General features: G+C 37.4%; 21 protein-coding genes. 10 read left to right on the top strand and 11 right to left on the bottom strand.

What is annotated here, in order from left to right; translation table 11 throughout:
• Positions 1–102: 102 nt before the first annotated feature.
• Positions 103–798 (top strand): iron-sulfur cluster repair di-iron protein, encoded by a 696-nt coding sequence (ric, locus tag ACE198_RS14975; protein WP_375376082.1) that lies wholly within the window; start codon positions 103–105, stop codon positions 796–798.
• 66 nt (positions 799–864) lie between these two features.
• Here ric and moaA read toward each other — a convergent pair whose 3' ends face one another.
• Entirely contained in the window at positions 865–1,881 is a 1,017-nt protein-coding gene (moaA, locus tag ACE198_RS14970; protein ID WP_375376081.1) for a GTP 3',8-cyclase MoaA, read from the bottom strand.
• 283 nt (positions 1,882–2,164) lie between these two features.
• Here moaA and ACE198_RS14965 point away from each other — a divergent pair, with 283 nt between their 5' ends.
• The gene (locus ACE198_RS14965; RefSeq protein ID WP_098572430.1) at positions 2,165–2,863 is read left to right on the top strand and encodes a Crp/Fnr family transcriptional regulator; all 699 of its coding nucleotides are present in this window, start codon (positions 2,165–2,167) and stop codon (positions 2,861–2,863) included.
• Positions 2,864–2,946: 83 nt separating this feature from the next.
• Here ACE198_RS14965 and ACE198_RS14960 read toward each other — a convergent pair whose 3' ends face one another.
• The gene (locus tag ACE198_RS14960; RefSeq protein ID WP_375376080.1) at positions 2,947–4,077 is read right to left on the bottom strand and encodes a TIGR04053 family radical SAM/SPASM domain-containing protein; all 1,131 of its coding nucleotides are present in this window, start codon (positions 4,075–4,077) and stop codon (positions 2,947–2,949) included.
• A gap of 161 nt (positions 4,078–4,238) precedes the next feature.
• The gene (locus ACE198_RS14955; protein WP_098572428.1) at positions 4,239–4,547 is read right to left on the bottom strand and encodes a metal-sulfur cluster assembly factor; all 309 of its coding nucleotides are present in this window, start codon (positions 4,545–4,547) and stop codon (positions 4,239–4,241) included.
• 281 nt (positions 4,548–4,828) lie between these two features.
• Here ACE198_RS14955 and ACE198_RS14950 point away from each other — a divergent pair, with 281 nt between their 5' ends.
• The 3 genes from ACE198_RS14950 (at position 4,829) to ACE198_RS14940 (ending at position 6,093) form a co-directional block, all read left to right on the top strand.
• A complete protein-coding gene (locus tag ACE198_RS14950) occupies positions 4,829–5,641 on the top strand; it encodes a Cof-type HAD-IIB family hydrolase (protein WP_375376079.1) in 813 nt (270 codons plus the stop codon).
• Between the two features lie 111 nt (positions 5,642–5,752).
• Positions 5,753–5,905, top strand: a complete 153-nt coding sequence (locus ACE198_RS14945; RefSeq protein ID WP_180230019.1) for a hypothetical protein — start codon at positions 5,753–5,755, stop codon at positions 5,903–5,905.
• A gap of 2 nt (positions 5,906–5,907) precedes the next feature.
• Positions 5,908–6,093 (top strand): DUF3813 domain-containing protein, encoded by a 186-nt coding sequence (locus ACE198_RS14940; RefSeq protein ID WP_375376078.1) that lies wholly within the window; start codon positions 5,908–5,910, stop codon positions 6,091–6,093.
• Between the two features lie 162 nt (positions 6,094–6,255).
• Here ACE198_RS14940 and ACE198_RS14935 read toward each other — a convergent pair whose 3' ends face one another.
• Entirely contained in the window at positions 6,256–7,098 is an 843-nt protein-coding gene (locus ACE198_RS14935) for a YitT family protein (RefSeq protein WP_335694176.1), read from the bottom strand.
• 124 nt (positions 7,099–7,222) lie between these two features.
• Here ACE198_RS14935 and ACE198_RS14930 point away from each other — a divergent pair, with 124 nt between their 5' ends.
• On the top strand, positions 7,223–8,089 hold the full coding sequence (locus tag ACE198_RS14930; RefSeq protein ID WP_375376077.1) for a DegV family protein: 867 nt from the start codon (positions 7,223–7,225) through the stop codon (positions 8,087–8,089).
• A 177-nt stretch (positions 8,090–8,266) separates the two neighbouring features.
• Here ACE198_RS14930 and ACE198_RS14925 read toward each other — a convergent pair whose 3' ends face one another.
• Both ACE198_RS14925 and ACE198_RS14920 read right to left on the bottom strand, forming a co-directional pair.
• Positions 8,267–8,398 carry a DUF3941 domain-containing protein gene (locus tag ACE198_RS14925; protein WP_081825501.1) on the bottom strand — a complete coding sequence of 44 codons (132 nt, stop codon included), beginning with the start codon at positions 8,396–8,398 and terminating at the stop codon, positions 8,267–8,269.
• A gap of 66 nt (positions 8,399–8,464) precedes the next feature.
• A complete protein-coding gene (locus tag ACE198_RS14920; protein WP_375376076.1) occupies positions 8,465–9,328 on the bottom strand; it encodes a CvfB family protein in 864 nt (287 codons plus the stop codon).
• Between the two features lie 188 nt (positions 9,329–9,516).
• On the opposite strand from ACE198_RS14920, the gene ACE198_RS14915 reads away from it, so the two are divergent.
• A complete protein-coding gene (locus tag ACE198_RS14915) occupies positions 9,517–10,014 on the top strand; it encodes a YajQ family cyclic di-GMP-binding protein (RefSeq protein ID WP_251456499.1) in 498 nt (165 codons plus the stop codon).
• Between the two features lie 321 nt (positions 10,015–10,335).
• The gene (locus tag ACE198_RS14910; protein ID WP_251456501.1) at positions 10,336–11,208 is read left to right on the top strand and encodes an SDR family oxidoreductase; all 873 of its coding nucleotides are present in this window, start codon (positions 10,336–10,338) and stop codon (positions 11,206–11,208) included.
• A 28-nt stretch (positions 11,209–11,236) separates the two neighbouring features.
• Here the strand turns inward: ACE198_RS14910 and ACE198_RS14905 are convergent, their stop codons facing one another.
• Positions 11,237–12,748 carry an alpha-amylase family glycosyl hydrolase gene (locus tag ACE198_RS14905; protein WP_098572421.1) on the bottom strand — a complete coding sequence of 504 codons (1,512 nt, stop codon included), beginning with the start codon at positions 12,746–12,748 and terminating at the stop codon, positions 11,237–11,239.
• Positions 12,749–12,861: 113 nt separating this feature from the next.
• Entirely contained in the window at positions 12,862–14,709 is a 1,848-nt protein-coding gene (gene asnB, locus ACE198_RS14900) for an asparagine synthase (glutamine-hydrolyzing) (RefSeq protein WP_375376075.1), read from the bottom strand.
• Positions 14,710–14,788: 79 nt separating this feature from the next.
• Between asnB and ACE198_RS14895 the strand changes: the two genes are divergently transcribed.
• Both ACE198_RS14895 and ACE198_RS14890 read left to right on the top strand, forming a co-directional pair.
• Positions 14,789–15,013, top strand: coding sequence for a hypothetical protein (locus ACE198_RS14895; RefSeq protein ID WP_251456507.1), 225 nt, complete (start codon positions 14,789–14,791; stop codon positions 15,011–15,013).
• A gap of 102 nt (positions 15,014–15,115) precedes the next feature.
• The gene (locus ACE198_RS14890) at positions 15,116–15,679 is read left to right on the top strand and encodes a DUF2777 domain-containing protein (protein WP_098572419.1); all 564 of its coding nucleotides are present in this window, start codon (positions 15,116–15,118) and stop codon (positions 15,677–15,679) included.
• A 67-nt stretch (positions 15,680–15,746) separates the two neighbouring features.
• Here ACE198_RS14890 and ACE198_RS14885 read toward each other — a convergent pair whose 3' ends face one another.
• The 3 genes from ACE198_RS14885 to ACE198_RS14875 form a co-directional block, all read right to left on the bottom strand.
• Positions 15,747–16,103, bottom strand: a complete 357-nt coding sequence (locus ACE198_RS14885; protein ID WP_098572418.1) for a YisL family protein — start codon at positions 16,101–16,103, stop codon at positions 15,747–15,749.
• Positions 16,104–16,240: 137 nt separating this feature from the next.
• Positions 16,241–17,149, bottom strand: a complete 909-nt coding sequence (locus tag ACE198_RS14880; protein WP_375376074.1) for a fumarylacetoacetate hydrolase family protein — start codon at positions 17,147–17,149, stop codon at positions 16,241–16,243.
• Between the two features lie 153 nt (positions 17,150–17,302).
• The gene (locus tag ACE198_RS14875) at positions 17,303–18,343 is read right to left on the bottom strand and encodes a TadA family conjugal transfer-associated ATPase (protein WP_483870309.1); all 1,041 of its coding nucleotides are present in this window, start codon (positions 18,341–18,343) and stop codon (positions 17,303–17,305) included.
• Positions 18,344–18,470 lie beyond the last annotated feature (127 nt).

Here is an 18,470-nt window from a genome sequence, read left to right as displayed (position 1 = left end):
AATCATATCGAATGTGTGATTTAGGTCACCTAATTTTTTGCTTTTTTACATTATGATTAACGTAGATTTACTCAACAGGATTTTTTTAAGGAGGAATATACGATGAGTTTCACTATTACTGCAAATTCATTAGTTAAAGATATTGTAAATGAATTACCAAAAACAAGTGACGTGTTTAAAAAGAACAGGATTGATTTTTGCTGTGGAGGGAACATTCCACTAGCAACTGCTGTTTCTCAAAATAATCTTAATCTCGATACTTTATTAGAGGAATTAAAAGAAGTATTTGAAACCTATGAAAATGCCGAAAAAGACGTTGAAGTTTGGACTAACTCTGATTCAACTACAATTATTAATCATGTCATCTCCAATTACCATCGTGTATCAGAAGAGGAATTAACGATGCTTAGTCCGTATGTAACAAAAGTATCACGTGTACACGGTGATAACCACCCCGAATTATTACAGGTGAATGAACTCTTTTATGAATTTAAAAAAGAATTGATGGAACATATGGCAAAAGAGGAAGCTGTTGTATTTCCTTTAATTAAGCAGCTGGCCGATGGAACGGTTGAGAACCGAGAAGAAGCTATTCAAATGATTGTTGAATTAGAAAAAGAACATGACCATGCCGGAGAAATTTTAAGGAAAATTCGTGCTGTTACATCTGACTTTACTCTTCCTTTGGATGCTTGTGGTACGTATCGTCTTGTTTATGCCCGTTTAGAAGCATTAGAAGGATTAACTTTTATGCATGTGCATCTTGAAAACAACATTCTATTTCCTAGATATATTTAATGATAAAAACAGCCTGTATCCCAGGCTGTTTTTCATTTGAAAAAACTCTCTTCTGATGAAGAGAGTTTAACCGCCAATATAAGACATTTCTATTTTTTTACGATTTTTGTACGTTTCGGCAGTTCTTTCGTCTGAATATCGATCATCTCGACCATTCCAAATCGCAGTTACTCGTTCCCGGATTTCTGCATCAGTGGCACCATTTCTCATAAAGTTACGAATATCATGCCCATTCCCATTAAACAAACATGTAAAAATCTGACCATTCGCTGATAAACGAGACCGTGTACAACTTGTGCAAAAAGATTCAGACACAGAAGTAATGAATCCCACATTCACATCTTTATCTTTATAACGATATAGTTTCGCCACTTCCCCATAATAGGCAGGGTCTACTGGCTCGAGCTCAAATCGTTCTTTTAATAGATAATAAATCTGTTTCTTAGTAATGACATCATCCATTTTCCAGCCATTTGTAGAGCCAACATCCATATATTCGATATAACGCAACTCCAGTCCATTCTCTTTGCAATATTCTGCCATAGGAATGATTTCAGTATCATTCAAGCCTTTCTTTACAACCATATTAATTTTGACCCCAAGCCCAGCTTGTTTGGCAGCTTCAATGCCCTCCAATACAGGTCCAGTGGCTACCCCGCGCCCGTTAATTTCCCCAAACAATTCATCATTTAAAGTATCAAGGCTGACATTAACGCGTTTAAGACCGGCATTCTTTAACTCTTTTGCCAATTTTGGCAAGAGTACACCGTTTGTCGTTAATCCGATATCATGTAAATCCTCAATTGCGGATAATTTCTTAACAAGAATAGGTAAATCTTTCCGAAGAAGAGGCTCCCCTCCTGTTAAACGAATTTTTTCCACTCCCAAACTTACAAATATTTTCGCAAGGCGTTCAATCTCTTCATATGACAGCAAAGCGCTTTTTGGAAGAAATTCAAAATCAGGCCCGAATTGGTCTGCTGGCATACAGTACTGGCAGCGGAAATTGCATCGATCGATTACAGAAATCCTTAAGTCATGCAAGGGTCTATTTAATTTATCTTTAATAATGGTTTTTTCCATTAATCTCAACTCCATTATTTTTAAGGAACCTGTTTTTAGTGTATCAGTCATTCGTAGAAAAGACTGTTACATTATTCACTATGACAATACTTATAATTGTATAAGTCTTATCTTAGCAGAAGTTTGCCTATCTAGAAATACTTTAGGTCCTTATAAGTTTTCACTATATTGTCATTGTTTACTTCTATTTTATGCCTTCTAATAGGATAAAATATTATTAACAAACAAATCATGAAGATTTCAAAATAGATGGTTATTAAAATGATGCGTAGAGGTGAAACCGATGACAATACCAATGAAACCAACTCATTCCATTGAAATAAAAGAATTACTTAGATTTGCAGATCGGAAATTTAAAAGTGAAAGAGGAAGCTTTTTATTTCAAGAAGGAATGGTTGCTGAAGAACTTTATATTATCATTTCTGGAAAAGTTCAAATTAGTAAAATCACATCAGATGGTCGTGAACTTTCGTTAAGAATTTGTGGAGAAAATGATATTTGCGGAGAATTAACCCTATTTACGGATAATCCTAGGTATTTATTGAGTGCAATGGTTCTTGAAGAAGGAGAAGTTGCTGCAATAAAAAAAGATGTCATTGAAAGCGAAATTTTTCAAAATAGTAAACTTGCCTTTGAATTCATGAAATGGATGAGTGATCATTTCCGTAAAACGCAAACAAAGTTTCGCGATCTTGTCCTAAATGGGAAACGAGGGGCACTATTTTCAACTCTTATCCGAATGACAAATAGTTATGGTATTCAAAAAGATAACGGAATTCTAATTGATCTTCCGCTTACAAACCAAGAACTGGCTAATTTCTGCGGTACATCCCGTGAAAGTACAAACCGGATTCTAAGTGAACTAAAAAAGGATAAAATCATTTCTGTTAAAAAAGGAAAAATATCCATTTTGGATTTACAATACTTAAAAAATGAAATCGATTGTGAAAATTGTTCGGCAGTCTATTGCAATATTGAATAGTATGGCATGCCGTCTTTTTTTATTTTCCATAACATTACAGACAAGGCTGTCTCATTATAATGGGCCAGCCTTGTCCTATTTATCTAATTATCCTGAACTTGCTTCTCCCTTAATGCTTTTGGAATATAAACGCAGAATGGTTCGCTTTCTAGATAATCTCCTGTCATCGCATAGGCCCTTGACCTTGACCCTCCGCACACATGACGGAATTCACAAACACCGCATTTTCCTTTAAAGAGGTCAGGGTTCCTTAGTGATTTAAATATTGGTGATTCACGATAAATTTCTGCCAAGGGGGTTTCACGAATATTCCCCGCTTTCACTGGTAATAGTCCACTTGGATATACATCTCCAATATGGGAGATAAACACAAAACCGTTACCATCATTAACACCTTTTGGAGCCCGTCCCAATCCGTCAATGGAACCTGTTAATCCTTTTTCTGTTAAAGCACTTAAATACTCGATATCATCGGTTGTTTCTTTCGCTTCACGCATTTTCTGTTGAATCACAACCCGTCGGTAGTGCATTGCCTCTGTCGTTTTGATATCAAAAGAAACGCGCTTACTTAAATCGTATAACCATCTGAAAACTTTTTCATGTTGAACAGGAGAAATCATATCCGATTCTTGACCTCTTCCTGTTGGAACTAGGAAAAAGACACTCCAAAGCACACAGCCTAATTCCTCTACCATTTTTGCCATTTCATCAAGATAGTCAATATTGTAACGGGAAATTACCGTATTAATTTGAATAGGTAATCCTACTTCATGCAAATATTTTATTTTTTCCATGGTAAGGTCGAAGGAACCTGCCGTTCCCCTAAAATGATCATGAATCTCAGCTTTAGGACCATCGATACTAAATGCCCAACGTGCTAGACCGACTTCTTTCGCCTTCTCAATAGCTTCTTTGGTTACATTCGGTGTCGCACTTGGCGTCATTGATACCCGTACACCTTTTTCAACTGCATATTTTGCAATTTCAAAAACATCTTCTCTCATCAACGGGTCCCCGCCTGTAAAAACAAGCATTGGATTGTTCATTTTATATATTTGGTCAATTAAATTTTTTCCTTCTTCTAACGATAGTTCACGTGGATCTCTTCTATACTGGGCATCCGCACGGCAGTGCAGGCACTTTAATTGGCAAGCTCTAGTGAGTTCCCAAATAACGATAAATGGGTCTTTATTAAAATCTCGGCTATAATTCATATTGAATATGCCTCCTAATACTGGCTTTTAATCAGATAGCCTTATTAAAATGTATTATAAAGGTGGTTATGTTCGAAAAAAGTGAACTTTCTCACATTCCAAGCAAATAAATATGTCTAAAAAATGAAGAATAAAAAAAACAGCAGAAAATTCTGCTGTTTCTAGCGAATACCTAAGGCAATTTTCGCATAACGTGACATCATATCTTTATTCCAAGGAGGATTGAAAACAATATTTACTTCAACCTCTTTTATTTCTGGGATATCAGCCAATGCTCGTTTAACTTGGTCCACAATCGTACCCGCAAGCGGGCAGCCCATTGATGTTAATGTCATCGTAATGGTTACGTTCCCTTCTTCATCCATTTCCGTATCATATACTAACCCTAAGTTTACGATATCTACTCCTAGTTCAGGGTCAATAACTAACTCTAACGCACCCAATATATTCTCTTTTAGTTCTTCATTCATTTTCTTTCACTCCTCAAATGTCTTTGACCTAAAATTATTATAGCAAATATCTTTGATATCATTAAAATTGAGACTTCATAAAAAAAAGTATATAGTTTTTTTATACCTTTTGGTGTGAATTTTTTTACAGTTTCGTTATAAACTTGTTAACATAGTGAATATAGAAATAATAAGGGTCCTTGGAGTATGAAAATTCTTTATTAGCAGTGTATCATGAATATAAAATTTTTCCTAAAGCACCATTTATATTAGCGATGAAATTAATATTAGAAGGAGTTCTTATGGCAAATAGACACTTAATTGCATTAGATTTAGATGGAACTTTATTGAAAGATGATAAGACAATATCTTTAAAAACAAAAGAAATTATTAAAAAGGCAAGAGAATTAGGTCATATCGTCATGATTGCAACGGGGCGGCCTTTTCGTTCCTGCGAGACGTACTATCGTGAATTGAATTTAGACACACCGATTGTTAATTTTAATGGTGCGTTTATGCATTACCCCGGAAAGCCAAACTGGGGCTATCACCAACCACTAGATATCAAGGTTGCACATGAAATTGTTGAAGCGTGTAGGAGCTTTCATTTTCATAATATTATCGCTGAAGTAATTGATGATGTGTATTTCCACTATCATGATGAAAAGCTTTTAGACATTTTTAATTTTGGAAATCCTAACATTACTACCGGAGATTTAGCAGATTATTTAAAGGAATCACCCACAAGTTTGTTAATTCATACAGATGAAGATCAGTTAAAAACCATTCGCGATCATTTATCTGCAGTCCATGCGGAAGTGATTGATCACCGTAGTTGGGCAGCACCTTGGCATGTGGTTGAGATTATTAAAGTTGGCTTAAACAAGGCTGTCGGGCTAAAAAAAGCGTCTGATTACTTTGGCATTCCTGCTGAGCGGGTTATTGCGTTTGGCGACGAAGACAACGACTTAGAAATGCTTGAATATGCCGGTCACGGAATTGCGATGGGAAATGCCATTGATAAGGTAAAAAACATTGCCAATCATGTTACCTTAAGCAATGAAGAAGATGGAGTGGGTAAATATTTGGCAGATTTGTTAAATATAAAATTTTAACCCCCTTCGCCATTGTTTACCTAAATGAACAGCCCCATTTTGGTACATACTATTTTTTGAGGCAGCGATGCTGTTTCAAAAAGAAGCCTTGAGCATATTGGAGGGATTCGAATGGGTAAACGAAACAAATCAAAACGCTTTGTCCAGCAAGGAGCGGATACGGTCAGTAAACATGCGGAACGTATTCCCTATCACATGACCTATGCTGAAGCGGAAGCTCAGAAGATGGCCAATGTGCAAGAATCCTCGCTTGGAGGAATATAATCATGGGAAACCAATTGTTCCAAGAAGCACAAAGATTTGTTGAAATGGCAAACTCAGCCAACCCTGCTGAACTTGATTCTGCTGTGGCGAAAGCGAAAAATGCATTAAGTTCTGCTTATGCAAATTCCACTGTAGCAGAGCAGGCACAGCTCCAACAAATGCAACAAGAGCTTGATCAACTGTCTTAACCCGAAAAGCGGAAGCGCCTTGCACAGGGGCGACAGGCATAAGACGAGCAGGCGTGAAGGTTGCTTTTTAACCTTCATGACTGATTGGCTTATGACCCCGAGCCCCTAGGCGCTGCAGCTAGACAACCCGAAAAGCGGAAGCGCCAAGGCGTTTCCGCTTTTCTACTCTTTTCGAAAGAAGCCATAAATGTTTGTTGTTTGTATGATATTTGTAAATGCATTTGGATCTACTTCCTTAAGGATTCTTTCCAAATCAAACAGTTCGTATCGTGTAATGACAATCATTAACATTTCTCTCGCTTCGTTTGAAAATGCCCCTTTGGCAGGAAGGATTGTAATTCCTCTTACAAGTTTTTCTTGTATGGCTTTTTTCATTACATCCGCCTTTTTTGTAATAATCATTGCCGTAAGTTTTGCATGCCTAGTATGGATAGCGTCAATCACTCTTGTCGAAGTATATAATGTTACAAGCGTATAAAGAGCTTTTTCCCAGCCATACAAAAATCCTGCTGTTAAAATAATCACTCCATTTATGACCAACATATAGGGTCCAATCGGCTTGTCTTTCATTCTCGATAAAACCATAGCAATGATGTCTACACCGCCTGTTGATGCTCCCCATTTCAACGTAATTCCAACACCAACGGCTTGGATGACTCCACCAAAAACTGCATTTAGAAGGATATCATTTGAAACCTGTTTAATTGGGATAAGTATCAAAAATAATGAAGACAGTGCAACGCTAATAAAGCTGTATACTGTAAAAGATTTTCCTACCTTTTTCCATCCTAAAATAGCCACAGGAATATTCAGCAATAATAATAAAAATCCTAGAGACACATGTATTGGTGTATAGTCACTTAACACTTTTGAAAGTAATTGGGCTATTCCTGTAAATCCACTTGAGTAAATATTTGCAGGTACCAAAAATAAATTCATCGCTAAGGCGCCCAACAAGGAACCCGCTGCTACCACTCCAAGCTTCTTTATCTGAAGCCAAATCATATCTATTACCCCTTTACCTGAGAGAATATGAATCCATTGAAATGTTTTCTGTGATAGATAATTGTATTTTTATTGTTAAACCGATAAACTGAAATTATAAATTGTTTGAAAGCAGGTGAGCTATATGCAGGTACGAATACTAGCTGATAGCGCATGCGATTTACCAAAAAGTTTTTATGAAGAGCACCAAGTGACATTATTTCCTTTAAAAGTAGAGATTAATGGCAATGAGTATGAAGATGTAAAATCAATTGATCCGAACACTGTATATGAAACAATTCGTAGTGGAATTGTTCCAAAAACATCTCAAGTCTCTCCACTTCTGTTCGAGGAAGTATTTACCGAAATGGCAGAAAAAGGTGAAGACGGGATATACATAGCCTTTTCTTCAGAATTATCTGGTACATATTCAACTGCTGTTATGATTCTTGACCAAGTGAAGGAAAAATATCCAAATTTTAATTTAACAATTGTCGATACCAAATGTGCTTCGCTCGGAATTGGTCTTGTGGTTCGAGAAGCAGCCGTTCTTGCTGCTAAAAATATTGAAAAAGAAAAAATCTTAGAAGATGTGCAATTTAGATGCACTCATATGGAACATCTTTTTACAGTGGAAGATCTTGATTATTTAGCAAAAGGAGGGCGGGTATCCAAAGCCTCTGCATTTCTAGGAGGATTATTGAATATTAAGCCTATCCTCAATGTAGAGGACGGCAGACTCGTCCCAATTGAAAAAATCCGCGGGAAGAAAAAAGTGATGCGACGGATCATTGAAATCATGAAGGACCGCGGCTCAGAAATGAATAATCAAGTCATTGGAGTTAGCCACGCTGATTGTGAAGAATACGCTATAGAAATGAAAGCGATGATTGAAGAAGAATTCCATCCGATCGAAGTTTTTATATCATCAATCGGTTCGGCTATTGGGTCCCATACTGGTGCTGGTACCATCTCCATTTTCTTCTTAAATAAAATACCAAAAAGTGAGTGAGGCGGATTCCTCACTCACTTTGAAAATTGTCTAGCTCCAGCGCCCTAGCGGCTAGTGTCCTTCGCTCTCCGCCCTACGATAAGTCAACATCGATTCGCCTCCGGCTCTTCGTGTTTCCTTTATCTCGGTTGGAGCGCTCCAGGCCATACGCCGCTGAACAGGGCGCTTCCGCTTTTCTTATTTATGATCTGTCTTCTTGGAATATTGATTTTTTCCAGCTTGACGGTTTTTTTCACGCATCATATTCTTTTCATGGCGAAGGGCATTGTTGTCTTTCGCTTTTTTGTCGTTGTCTGAAGTGTGCGGCATAACCTTACCCCTTTCAAATAGTTTCACACTTAGTTTCTGTCAATTTGAAAAGAGTATGTAAAAACATTAATCTTTCTTCACATATGTCCAGCTGCCCTCTTGGTATACCCTGCCCTCTTTCATAAGTTTTCCAAGCGCTCGTTTAAAGGCACCCTTACTTAAGTTAAATCGATCTTTGATATCTTCAGGCATGCTTTTATCGTTATATGGCATAGCACCATTTCTGCTCATCAAATACTCATAAATTCGTTCCGCATCAACATCTTGCGTTTCCTCTTTTCTTGCCAGCAAGGAAACATTGATCGTACCATCTTCTTTTACATCAATAATCCGCCCTTCAACTTTTTCTCCAATCCGCGGCTCTTGCTGTCTTTGCGACTCATGTATGAATCCTTTAAAACCTTCGATGGTGTAAATCCAACTTCCGACTTTGGCCGTTCTATAAATATGTCCTTGCACATTTTTATTAAAATTTGCTCTTGTCGCTTTTACAGAAATAGATTCAATCACTGGGTCCGTGGCTAGCTTTGCGTAAAGGAGATAATTGCTGCTTAGCTTTAAGGTAATATAAACTAAATCTCCAGGTTTGGGCCAAACGGATTTATGTACAGGCAAATCATCAATACCTAACAAGATATCCTTTGGAAGTCCAATATTTAAAAAGACACCAATCCTTGGATTTGAGTCGGTTACCTTCACCCAAGCATAATGTCCAATCGCTATATCAGGAATATTGGTTGAAGCAGAGATTCGACCTTCTGAATCAACATATAGAAAAACCTCAACTTGATCATTTTCTTCAAATTCTTGATGGGCTTGATTAAAATGAAGTAATACATCCTCATTTCCATCTGTTAAAAAATACCCAAACGAAGCTTTCCTAGCTACAGTTAATGTGGTTGTTTGACCAATTAATTCATTTAAAGACATATATATATCCTCTTTTCTTTTCACGGAGAATTAGTTTATCTCATTCGGAGCGCCTATTTATCCGTTTGAACGTGCGCTTCCTTTTTAAATAGTTGTTTGAACTGCTATATTTTACTATAATGTACCCATAAAGGGAAACTTTAGCAGGCATGATCTTAATATAATGTTTATAAAATGGAGGTTTTGTTATGTCCAAAGATAGTTCATTTGATATTGTATCTCAAGTTGACTTATCGGAAGTGTCAAATGCGATTGCCCAAACAATGAAGGAAATTGGTACACGCTATGATTTTAAAGGCAGCAAAAGTGAAGTCTCACTGGATAAAGATAAAGAGGAACTGGTCCTTGTTTCCGATGATGAATATAAAATGGACCAACTAAAGGATGTTTTATTTAGCAAATTAATAAAACGTGGAGTTCCAGTAAGGAATCTTGACTACGGAAAAGTCGAAGGAGCATCAGGCGGAACCGTTCGTCAACGAGCTAAACTAGTTCAAGGAATTGACAAAGAAAATGCTAAAAAAATTAATACCATCATTAAAAATAGCGGCGTCAAGGTGAAGAGTCAGGTTCAGGACGACCAAGTACGTGTTAGCGGTAAAAACCGGGATGATTTACAAAAGATCATCTCCCTTGTTCGCGAGGCTGACTTAACAGTGGATGTCCAGTTTATTAACTATCGATGAAGAACAAAAGGCGCAAGCGCCCGTTTAGCGGCGTATGGACTGGAGCGCTCCAACCAAGATAAAGGAAACACGAAGAGCGATAGCGATTCGATGTTGACTTATCGTAGGGCGGAGAGCGAAGTACACTAGCCGCTGGGCGCTGGAGCTAGATTCAGAGAACTATTTCTATTTATCCACAATTAAATATTTTATTATTTACTATAAAGTAAAAACGGCGGAAGGATGAATAAATCCTTTCGCTTTTTTTATCATTATTATTTTTCATAATTTGACCCATTTATCTAAAACTAATAAGGAGTAAACACTTGGAGGTTTTAGGTAATGAGCAATAATAAAAATCAACAAAAGAAGACCTTTCCAGCACAACATCAAAATCATCAGCCTGGCATAGAAAGTGAAATGAATCCACTGCCCATCTCGGTCGACCCCAATTATCAACCAAGTGGAAAATTAACTGGGAAAACTGCGATTATTACTGGTGGTGACAGTGGGATTGGCAAATCAGTTGCGATTTATTTTGCCAAAGAAGGGGCAGACGTAGCGATTATTTATTTGGAGGAGCATCAAGATGCAGAAGAAACCAAGCAGTTAATTGAAGCGGAAGGACGAAGATGCCAGCTTTATTCCGGCGACATAGGCAGTGAAGATTTTTGTAAGGATACCGTGAATAAAATTCATTCTGAATTTGGCAGGCTAGATATACTTGTTAATAACGCAGCGGAACAACATCCGCAAAAAAGTTTATTATCAATCACTTCACAACAATTGGAAAAGACGTTCCGAACAAATATTTTCTCCTTTTTCTATATGACCAAAATGGCTCTCCCTTTTTTAAAAAAAGGGGCATCGATTATTAACACTGCTTCCATTACGGCCTACAAGGGGCATGAACAATTAGTGGACTATTCTTCAACCAAAGGAGCAGTAGTTTCCTTTACCCGCTCTTTAGCACTGTCCCTTGCACCTCAAGGAATTCGGGTAAACGGTGTGGCTCCAGGTCCAATATGGACACCACTGATTCCTTCGACTTTTACAGCAGATCAAGTTGCTACCTTTGGTTCAAATACGGCAATGGGTAGAGCAGGACAACCGTATGAATTAGCAGCCAGTTATGTTTTTCTTGCCTCAGATGACTCATCCTATGTGAGTGGGCAAATGATTCATGTAAATGGCGGGGAAATTATTAACGGATAAAAAAATGTCGGGGAAAGCCCCCGACATTTTATCGCTTGTTTTTTCTTAATTTAAGAATAAATAACGTAAATAACAGGTAAACAACAACTAACCCTGCAATTAATGGAAAATTGATGCCGCTTTTTTCAGTTGCAACATACACTTCCGAATTATCCCGATCTAAAATAATCATATATTTATTATCATGACTATTAACTTTATCTCCTCCAAGTAAGCCCCTCAGTTCTTTTCCATCTTCAATTTGTTCATTTGTTAATGTTACGCTTTGAGACTTACTCGAATTATTGATCGCAATAATGGATGTTTCCCCTTTATACACTCGTTTATAAACAGCCATTCCTTTTTGATCATAGAGCATCTCCATGGTTCCTCTAGTTAAGGATGGAAGTTGATTCCTTAATTCGCCCACCTTGGTAATGTAATCAATCAATTCTTTTTCAGCCCTGAAGCTCATTTGCCCGCGGTTATCCGGAATACCTCCTCCATTTAAAGCAATTTCGGTCCCATAATTAATAATAGGAACTCCCGGGGTGGTATAAAGGTACAACAATGCTGTTTTCCAGCGTGAGCCTGGGAATTGTTTTTTTGCGACAATGTCGCTCGTAAATCTTGTGGTATATTCGTTATCCAAAAAATTTGGCCTTAAAAATGATTGCTGATTTTTATCTACATCCGAGTATAGTGAACTAAAGGATTGATCAGTACTTGCAAAAGTATTTCTTAATTTTTCACTATATTGATACGTAACAACACTGTCTATCCCAGCACCTGTATATGCTTGCATATCTATAGGATTATCTTTGGAAATGACCCCTAACAGGAAAAAGTCTTTCTTTACCTTCTTAACTTCAGTTGAAAAATCAGTCCAAAAGCTGAGTGGAACATAATTTACTTCCGGTAAGCTCATCCCATCAATATCTGTTTTATTGATCCACCATTTTGCTGTGTCTATTAAGTATTTCTTTACTTCTGGGCTGTCCTGATTAAGATCGGGCAATCCATCAATCCAGCCTTGCTCAAGTTCCTTCTGATTTTCATTTCCAGATGCGATATCTTGTTTTACATGAAACCAGTCTTTTTTGCTGGTATCACTTAGCCAAGGATGGTCAACTGCTACATTATTTGTAACAAAATCAAAGATCACTTTCATTTCTCGTTTATGAGCTTCTTTTACTAACGTTTGGAAAGTCTTCATAGTTCCAAAATGTTCGTCAACTTTGTAGAAATCCTTAACCCAAAAGCCGTGGTATCCATTCTTACCATTGTCAAAAATGGGGGTTAATCGAATCGCAGTAAATCCCATGTCATGTATGTAATCTAACTTATCTATAATTCCCTGAATATCTCCGCCATTATATGTTAATGGATCTTTTGCATTTACATCAATGTCATTATTCCGATCTCCATTGTTGAAACGGTCAATCATAATGGAATAAACCGATTCATCCTGCCATAAGCGTTCTTTCTTTTCAACGGCCGCATGTGCAGAAAGCGATGAGTTTAGTAATAACAAGATTAAAATAAGTGTAATTTTTTTCATATAGTTATATCCTCCTCTAAAAAAGGGAAGAGGATATCCTCTTCCCTACACTATTTTAATCTAATCAAGTTTTTATTCCAAATTTAAATTCTTCCTTCTCTCAGAAAATCAACCTAATTCACTAGGTTAATATTATACTCCTTAAACCATGTGTGCAGTTGCACAAGGTACGCCAATAATTGAGGACCTGTCATCAACTGACCAAACCAAGGTTCTTGAAATGAATTTCCACCAGACTTCACGATATTTTCAAGTTGCTCTTTATTAAAAAATTCATGTAATGCGGAGGATTTATCCTGTAAAATATTCTCCACCTGTTTTTGGACAGCAATGGTATAAGCAGGATTGTGGGTCTTCGGATAGGGGCTTTTTTTACGATACAGTACTTCTTCCGGTAAAATACCTTCAAATGCTTTTCGGAGGATCCCCTTTTCTCTCCCGCGATACATTTTAATTTCCCACGGGATATTCCATACATATTCTACAAGTCGGTGATCAGCAAATGGAACCCTGACTTCTAGACTTGCACCCATGCTCATCCGGTCTTTCCGATCAAGCAATGTAGTCATAAAGCTTATCATATTAATATAAAATAGCTCTCTCCGTTTTGATTCCTCCACGCTTTCACCATCTAATCTTGGCGTTTCGGCGATCGCCTGATCATACTTTTCCATAACATAATCATTCAATTTAAGTTTATCCCGCCAATGTGATTTCAACAAATTTTGTCGTTCCACTAATGACCGCATCCACGGAAACCCTGCTCGTTCAAGGTCTTTTTTTCGATGAAACCAAGGGTACCCGCCGAAAATCTCATCCGCACATTCCCCTGAAAGACTGACAACAAAATCCTGTTTGATTTCCTTACAAAACCAAAGTAACGAAGAATCAACATCTGCCATCCCAGGAAGGTCTCTTACATGGGTCGCTTCCACCAAGTCATTAACCAATTGCTCCTGAGTAATAATTTTGTTATGGTGAATGGTATTAAATTTATCCGTAATCATTTGAATATATTTTCCATCCGCATCTGGTTGAAATTCAGTTGAGGAAAAATATTTGTCATTTCCTTCATAATCAATGGAGTAGGTGTGGAGCTGCCCTTTGTTTTGGTCCTGAAAACCTTTCGCAGCAATCGCTGTAATGATGCTTGAATCTAAACCGCCAGACAAAAATGTACTTAATGGAACATCCGAAACTAGCTGCCTCGTTACAGCATCTGTTACTAAATAGCGGACCTTTTCTGCCGTCTCCTCCACGCTGTCCTTATGTTCTTCACTTTTTACATTCCAATAACGCCAAATTTTTAGACCATTCTTGGATAATGTTAGAGCATGTGCTGGTCTTAGCTCATTTATTCCCTTAAAGACTCCGGAACCTGGCGATCTAGATGGACCAATTCCAAAGATTTCAGCAAGACCTTCTTGATTGATTTCAGTTTTCACCTCAGGATGGGCTAAAATAGCCTTGATTTCAGAAGCAAATAAAAGACCCTTCTCATGTTCCTTGAAGAATAAAGGTTTTACCCCTAAACGATCGCGTCCAATAAAGAGCTGTTCCTTCTTGCTATCCCAGACAGCAAATGCATAAATTCCGTTCAAATAATTTACACATTCTTCCGCCCATTCTATATAGGCAGATAATAGAACTTCTGTATCAGAATGACCTTTAAATGAATATCCTTTAGTATGGAGAACTTTGCGGATATCTTCTGTATTATACAATTCCCCATTATAGCAAATGGTGTAATTATATCCGTCTTTTTGTTTGGACATTGGCTGTCTTCCCCCTTCAGGGTCAACAACAATCAGTCTTTTATGACCAAAAGCCACATTTGCATCAGACCAGATGTTTGTTTCATCAGGGCCTCTTTTTGCCAGAGTATTCGTCATTTTGGTCAGTGTTTCTACTTCGTTTTTGAGTGACCTATCAAAATTAATCCAGCCTGTAATGCCACACATTTCCTTTCACACTCCTCATTAACAGAACTACTGTACATGAATCATGTTTTATAGTATTCAGCCCATAAGAATTGGTTAATTGTCCAAAAAAAAAGCGGAAGCTGGTAAGGAAGTCAGATTTTTAAGATTGGCTGTGTTAAAGGTTAATGATGATTTTGGCTCTCTGTTGATTGGAGAGGAAGGCACGAAGACTCCTGCGGGAGTACGGGGCAGGGGAGACCCCGCAGGAGCAAAGCGACGAGGAGGCTCCCCGGCACGCCCGCGGAAAGCGAAGTGCCTGGAACGGAAATCAACAGACAAGTAAAACGCAGCCTTAAGATAAAAAAATAATACTTTATTTTTCAGTTATAAAATCCCATGAAGATGTCTAAAAAGAATATGATATCATCTGGCACGGAGGTTAATAATGAATCGACAACAACGAATGAGACTATACGATTATCAAGAGAGAGCCTACACAGAAGGAACGGTTGAACAAATTAATGACCAATGGATCTTCTTTGATGAGGAAACGGAAGAAGCTGAAATGTTAGATGATTACCTTCAGCAAGAAATTGAAGTCTTCCGAATGAACCGTTGGAAGAAAGGTAAATTGTATGAAACAGGAAAAATCCGGATTGGAAATGAAGCAACCATGCTCCGAAATCATGATTTAGTCAGGATTAGGAAACATTTAGTTTATTCGCTTGAAAGGCTTTTAGATGGGGTAAATGATGATGCTTTTTTTCAATTTGTTACCACTCTAAACTCCTTAAACTTTTCCATTTACGATTGCATCTACTGTTATAATCATTTATCTTTCTTATCGGATGAAAATCGCAAAGATGGGGTAAATTTTATAGTTTTCGATAATCAGGATCAAATTTGTAATGTCCAACACCATTTTTGCTATTACGAAAAGGTGAATGATCGATTTGAATTTACATTAAATACAGGAAAACGATTAGTGATAGAGAAAATGATTTCATAGATAAAAGGCATGGGAAATTCAAAAGGCTGCCGAATTGTTCGACAGCCTTTACAAGATAACATTAAAATTATGGGTTTAAAAATGACATTGGCAATCTTCCACCCAGATATAAAACAAGAACCCATGCAACGACAAACTGAATCCAAAATACAGAAGTTCTTCTGTTATTAGCCACACGGCTAAGAATCATTTCGAATAATCCGATTATCCAAAGTCCGACAACCGCTTTTAAAACATACCAAACATCAATTTTGTAAACCGAAAATAGAAGCCCTGCACCAGTTGCAATAATAAGCAAATATAATACTCGTAAAATCATTTTAACAATTTTTGCACCTTTTTCTTTTCCACCCTTATGTAAAAAAAGTGCTACTACAAATAGAATTAATGCTAAAAGCCAAGCCGTAATATGACCGTGAATCAAGTTAGTTCCTCCTTTTGTATAAAATTTCTTTTAATTCGAACCTTATCATACCATAAACAGTTTATAAACACGAAAAAAAGCAAGTCAAATAAAGTTACAAATAGGAGAATGCTATAAATTATTTTTCAAGTATAGCTTTATTCTTGAATAGTATTCTTCAGTGTCCCAATTTTTTCAATTGTGACTGCCATCTGATCACCTGGAGATAAAAATTTAGGGGGCTTAAACCCTTTCCCTACACCAGCTGGTGTCCCAGTTGCAATAATATCACCAGGTTCCAGTGTCATTCCATCTGATAAAATGGAGATAACCTCTTCAATCGGAAAAATAAAATTCTTAGTATTTGAATTCTGTCTTAATTCTCCGTTTACTTTCGTCTCGATATTTAGGGAATTCGGATTATCGATAGAACTTTTATGAACAATGCAAGGTCCCATCGGACAGGTTGTGTCAAGGCTTTTGCCGATGAAAAACTGCTTGTGCCTCGATTGCAAATCTCGTGCGGTTACATCATTAATAATGGTATAGCCAAAAATGTAATCCAATGCCTTATTTTTTTTTATTGCCCGCCCCTTTTTACCAATGATGACGGCAAGCTCGCCTTCATAATCAAGTTGAGCCGTTATATTTTTGTGATTTAGGACCATTTCATTAGGCCCAATAACTGTTGTTGGTGCTTTTGTAAAGACCATAATATGTTCAGGGATATCGGCTTCACTCCCCATTTCAATCGCATGTTCTGCGTAATTTTTCCCGACACAAAAAATATTCTTACTTGGTCTCGGAATAGGAGCAAGCAAAGTTACCTGTTCAATTGGGACGAAAAAAGATGAAGTTTGTCCGCAATTAGTAACCCAATCCAGAACCTCTTTCACCTTTTTAATAAAGAGATCTCCTAAGTCGATACATTTAAGCAGGGAAGGAGGAAAACTTCTTATGCCCATTCTTGCTTCTTCAGCAAGGTTTAACAAAAGGACTGCGGCCTCAGTTTGGTCAAGCAATCCAACGAACAATTCATGGTTATATTCTACTGTCACAAATTTCACTCTTTTTCACCTCAATATGATTGTCTCACAATTAATATATTAAAAGAAATAACTCCCTCGAACAAATTTAGTGAACAAGAAAAAGCCGAACCCTATTTAAAGGAAATTCAGCCCCTAATCATTCATAAATTTAATGCCTCTTATTACCTGAGATTATTTAAACAATGACGCTGGAATATGAATCCCTGATGCCTCTAGGCGATCATAAAATTTGGGGCGGACACCAGTCGGTATAAGTTGTCCAATAATTTTCCCCTCAGAATTAATTCCTTTTTGTTTAAAGGAAAAGATGTCTTGCAGAACGATATTTTCTCCTTCCATTCCTTGAACTTCAGTAATATTGATAATTTTCCTTGTTCCATCCATTAAACGAGTTTGCTGGATAATCACATCGATTGCTCCTGCAATTTGCTCTCGAATGTCTTTAATAGAATTATTCAATCCTGCTAAAAGGACCATGGTTTCCAAACGGCTAATCATATCCCTTGGACTATATGAGTGCCCTGTAGCAAGTGAACCATCATGGCCAGAATTCATTGCCTGAAGCATATCAAGCGCTTCTCCACCACGGATTTCTCCGATAATAACACGGTCAGGTCTCATTCGTAACGATTTCTTGAGAAGCTCTCGAATCGAAATGGCTCTTTTACCTTTTATTTCGGAAGGTCGAAGTTCTAGTGAGATTACATGACCCTGTCCCAACTGAATTTCGGCAGCATCCTCAACCGTTACGATTTTTTCTTCATCAGGTATAAAATTGGAAAGGGCATTCAGAGTGGTTGTTTTACCAGACCTCGTACCACCGCTAACAAACATATTCAAGCGGGCTTTCACGCATGCATCTAGAAAAAATGCCATTTCTTCTGTCACTGTCCCAAAGTTGATTAGATCTTCAATTTGGTAGGGATCCTTTGAAAATTTCCTGATTGTAATGGCTGGTCCATTTAATGCAAGGGGAGGAATGATGGCATTAACACGTAAGCCATTAGGCAGCCTAGCATCTACCATTGGCGAACTTTCATCGATTTTCCATCCAAGTGGGGCAAGAATTTTGTCTATCATTGTCTTGACATGTTCATTGTCACGGAATTGTACTGACGTTAATACCAATTTTCCTTTACGTTCACAGTACACCTGGTTAGGTCCATTTACCATAACCTCTGAAACATCTTCATCTAAAATAAGGGGATTTATAGGTCCAAAACAGGTTAAGTAGTCGATTAGTTTCCACCTCCATAAAATAGAAATAACCCCGCCTTTACCAAAGGGGGGATAGAATTCATAGAATATTCATAGATACATAGAACAACTATGCAGACAT

Origin of the sequence: Neobacillus sp. KR4-4 (assembly GCF_042136325.1) — a bacterium.
Taxonomy (GTDB): domain Bacteria; phylum Bacillota; class Bacilli; order Bacillales; family Cytobacillaceae; genus Neobacillus.
This window is presented reverse-complemented; position numbering and strand designations above follow the sequence as displayed.

Coding starts and splice junctions, on each gene's coding strand:
- moaA (WP_375376081.1), bottom strand. CDS start 1,881: ATGGAAAAAACCATTATTAAAGATAAATTAAATAGACCCTTGCATGAC.
- ACE198_RS14940 (WP_375376078.1), top strand. CDS start 5,908: ATGGGAAACCAATTGTTCCAAGAAGCACAAAGATTTGTTGAAATGGCA.
- ACE198_RS14945 (WP_180230019.1), top strand. CDS start 5,753: ATGGGTAAACGAAACAAATCAAAACGCTTTGTCCAGCAAGGAGCGGAT.
- ACE198_RS14910 (WP_251456501.1), top strand. CDS start 10,336: ATGAGCAATAATAAAAATCAACAAAAGAAGACCTTTCCAGCACAACAT.
- ACE198_RS14955 (WP_098572428.1), bottom strand. CDS start 4,547: ATGAATGAAGAACTAAAAGAGAATATATTGGGTGCGTTAGAGTTAGTT.
- ACE198_RS14905 (WP_098572421.1), bottom strand. CDS start 12,748: ATGAAAAAAATTACACTTATTTTAATCTTGTTATTACTAAACTCATCG.
- ACE198_RS14890 (WP_098572419.1), top strand. CDS start 15,116: ATGAATCGACAACAACGAATGAGACTATACGATTATCAAGAGAGAGCC.
- ACE198_RS14915 (WP_251456499.1), top strand. CDS start 9,517: ATGTCCAAAGATAGTTCATTTGATATTGTATCTCAAGTTGACTTATCG.
- ACE198_RS14935 (WP_335694176.1), bottom strand. CDS start 7,098: ATGATTTGGCTTCAGATAAAGAAGCTTGGAGTGGTAGCAGCGGGTTCC.
- ACE198_RS14920 (WP_375376076.1), bottom strand. CDS start 9,328: ATGTCTTTAAATGAATTAATTGGTCAAACAACCACATTAACTGTAGCT.
- ACE198_RS14960 (WP_375376080.1), bottom strand. CDS start 4,077: ATGAATTATAGCCGAGATTTTAATAAAGACCCATTTATCGTTATTTGG.
- ACE198_RS14965 (WP_098572430.1), top strand. CDS start 2,165: ATGACAATACCAATGAAACCAACTCATTCCATTGAAATAAAAGAATTA.
- ACE198_RS14930 (WP_375376077.1), top strand. CDS start 7,223: ATGCAGGTACGAATACTAGCTGATAGCGCATGCGATTTACCAAAAAGT.
- ACE198_RS14925 (WP_081825501.1), bottom strand. CDS start 8,398: ATGCCGCACACTTCAGACAACGACAAAAAAGCGAAAGACAACAATGCC.
- ACE198_RS14950 (WP_375376079.1), top strand. CDS start 4,829: ATGGCAAATAGACACTTAATTGCATTAGATTTAGATGGAACTTTATTG.
- ric (WP_375376082.1), top strand. CDS start 103: ATGAGTTTCACTATTACTGCAAATTCATTAGTTAAAGATATTGTAAAT.
- asnB (WP_375376075.1), bottom strand. CDS start 14,709: ATGTGTGGCATTACAGGCTGGATTAATTTTGATAGGTCACTCAAAAAC.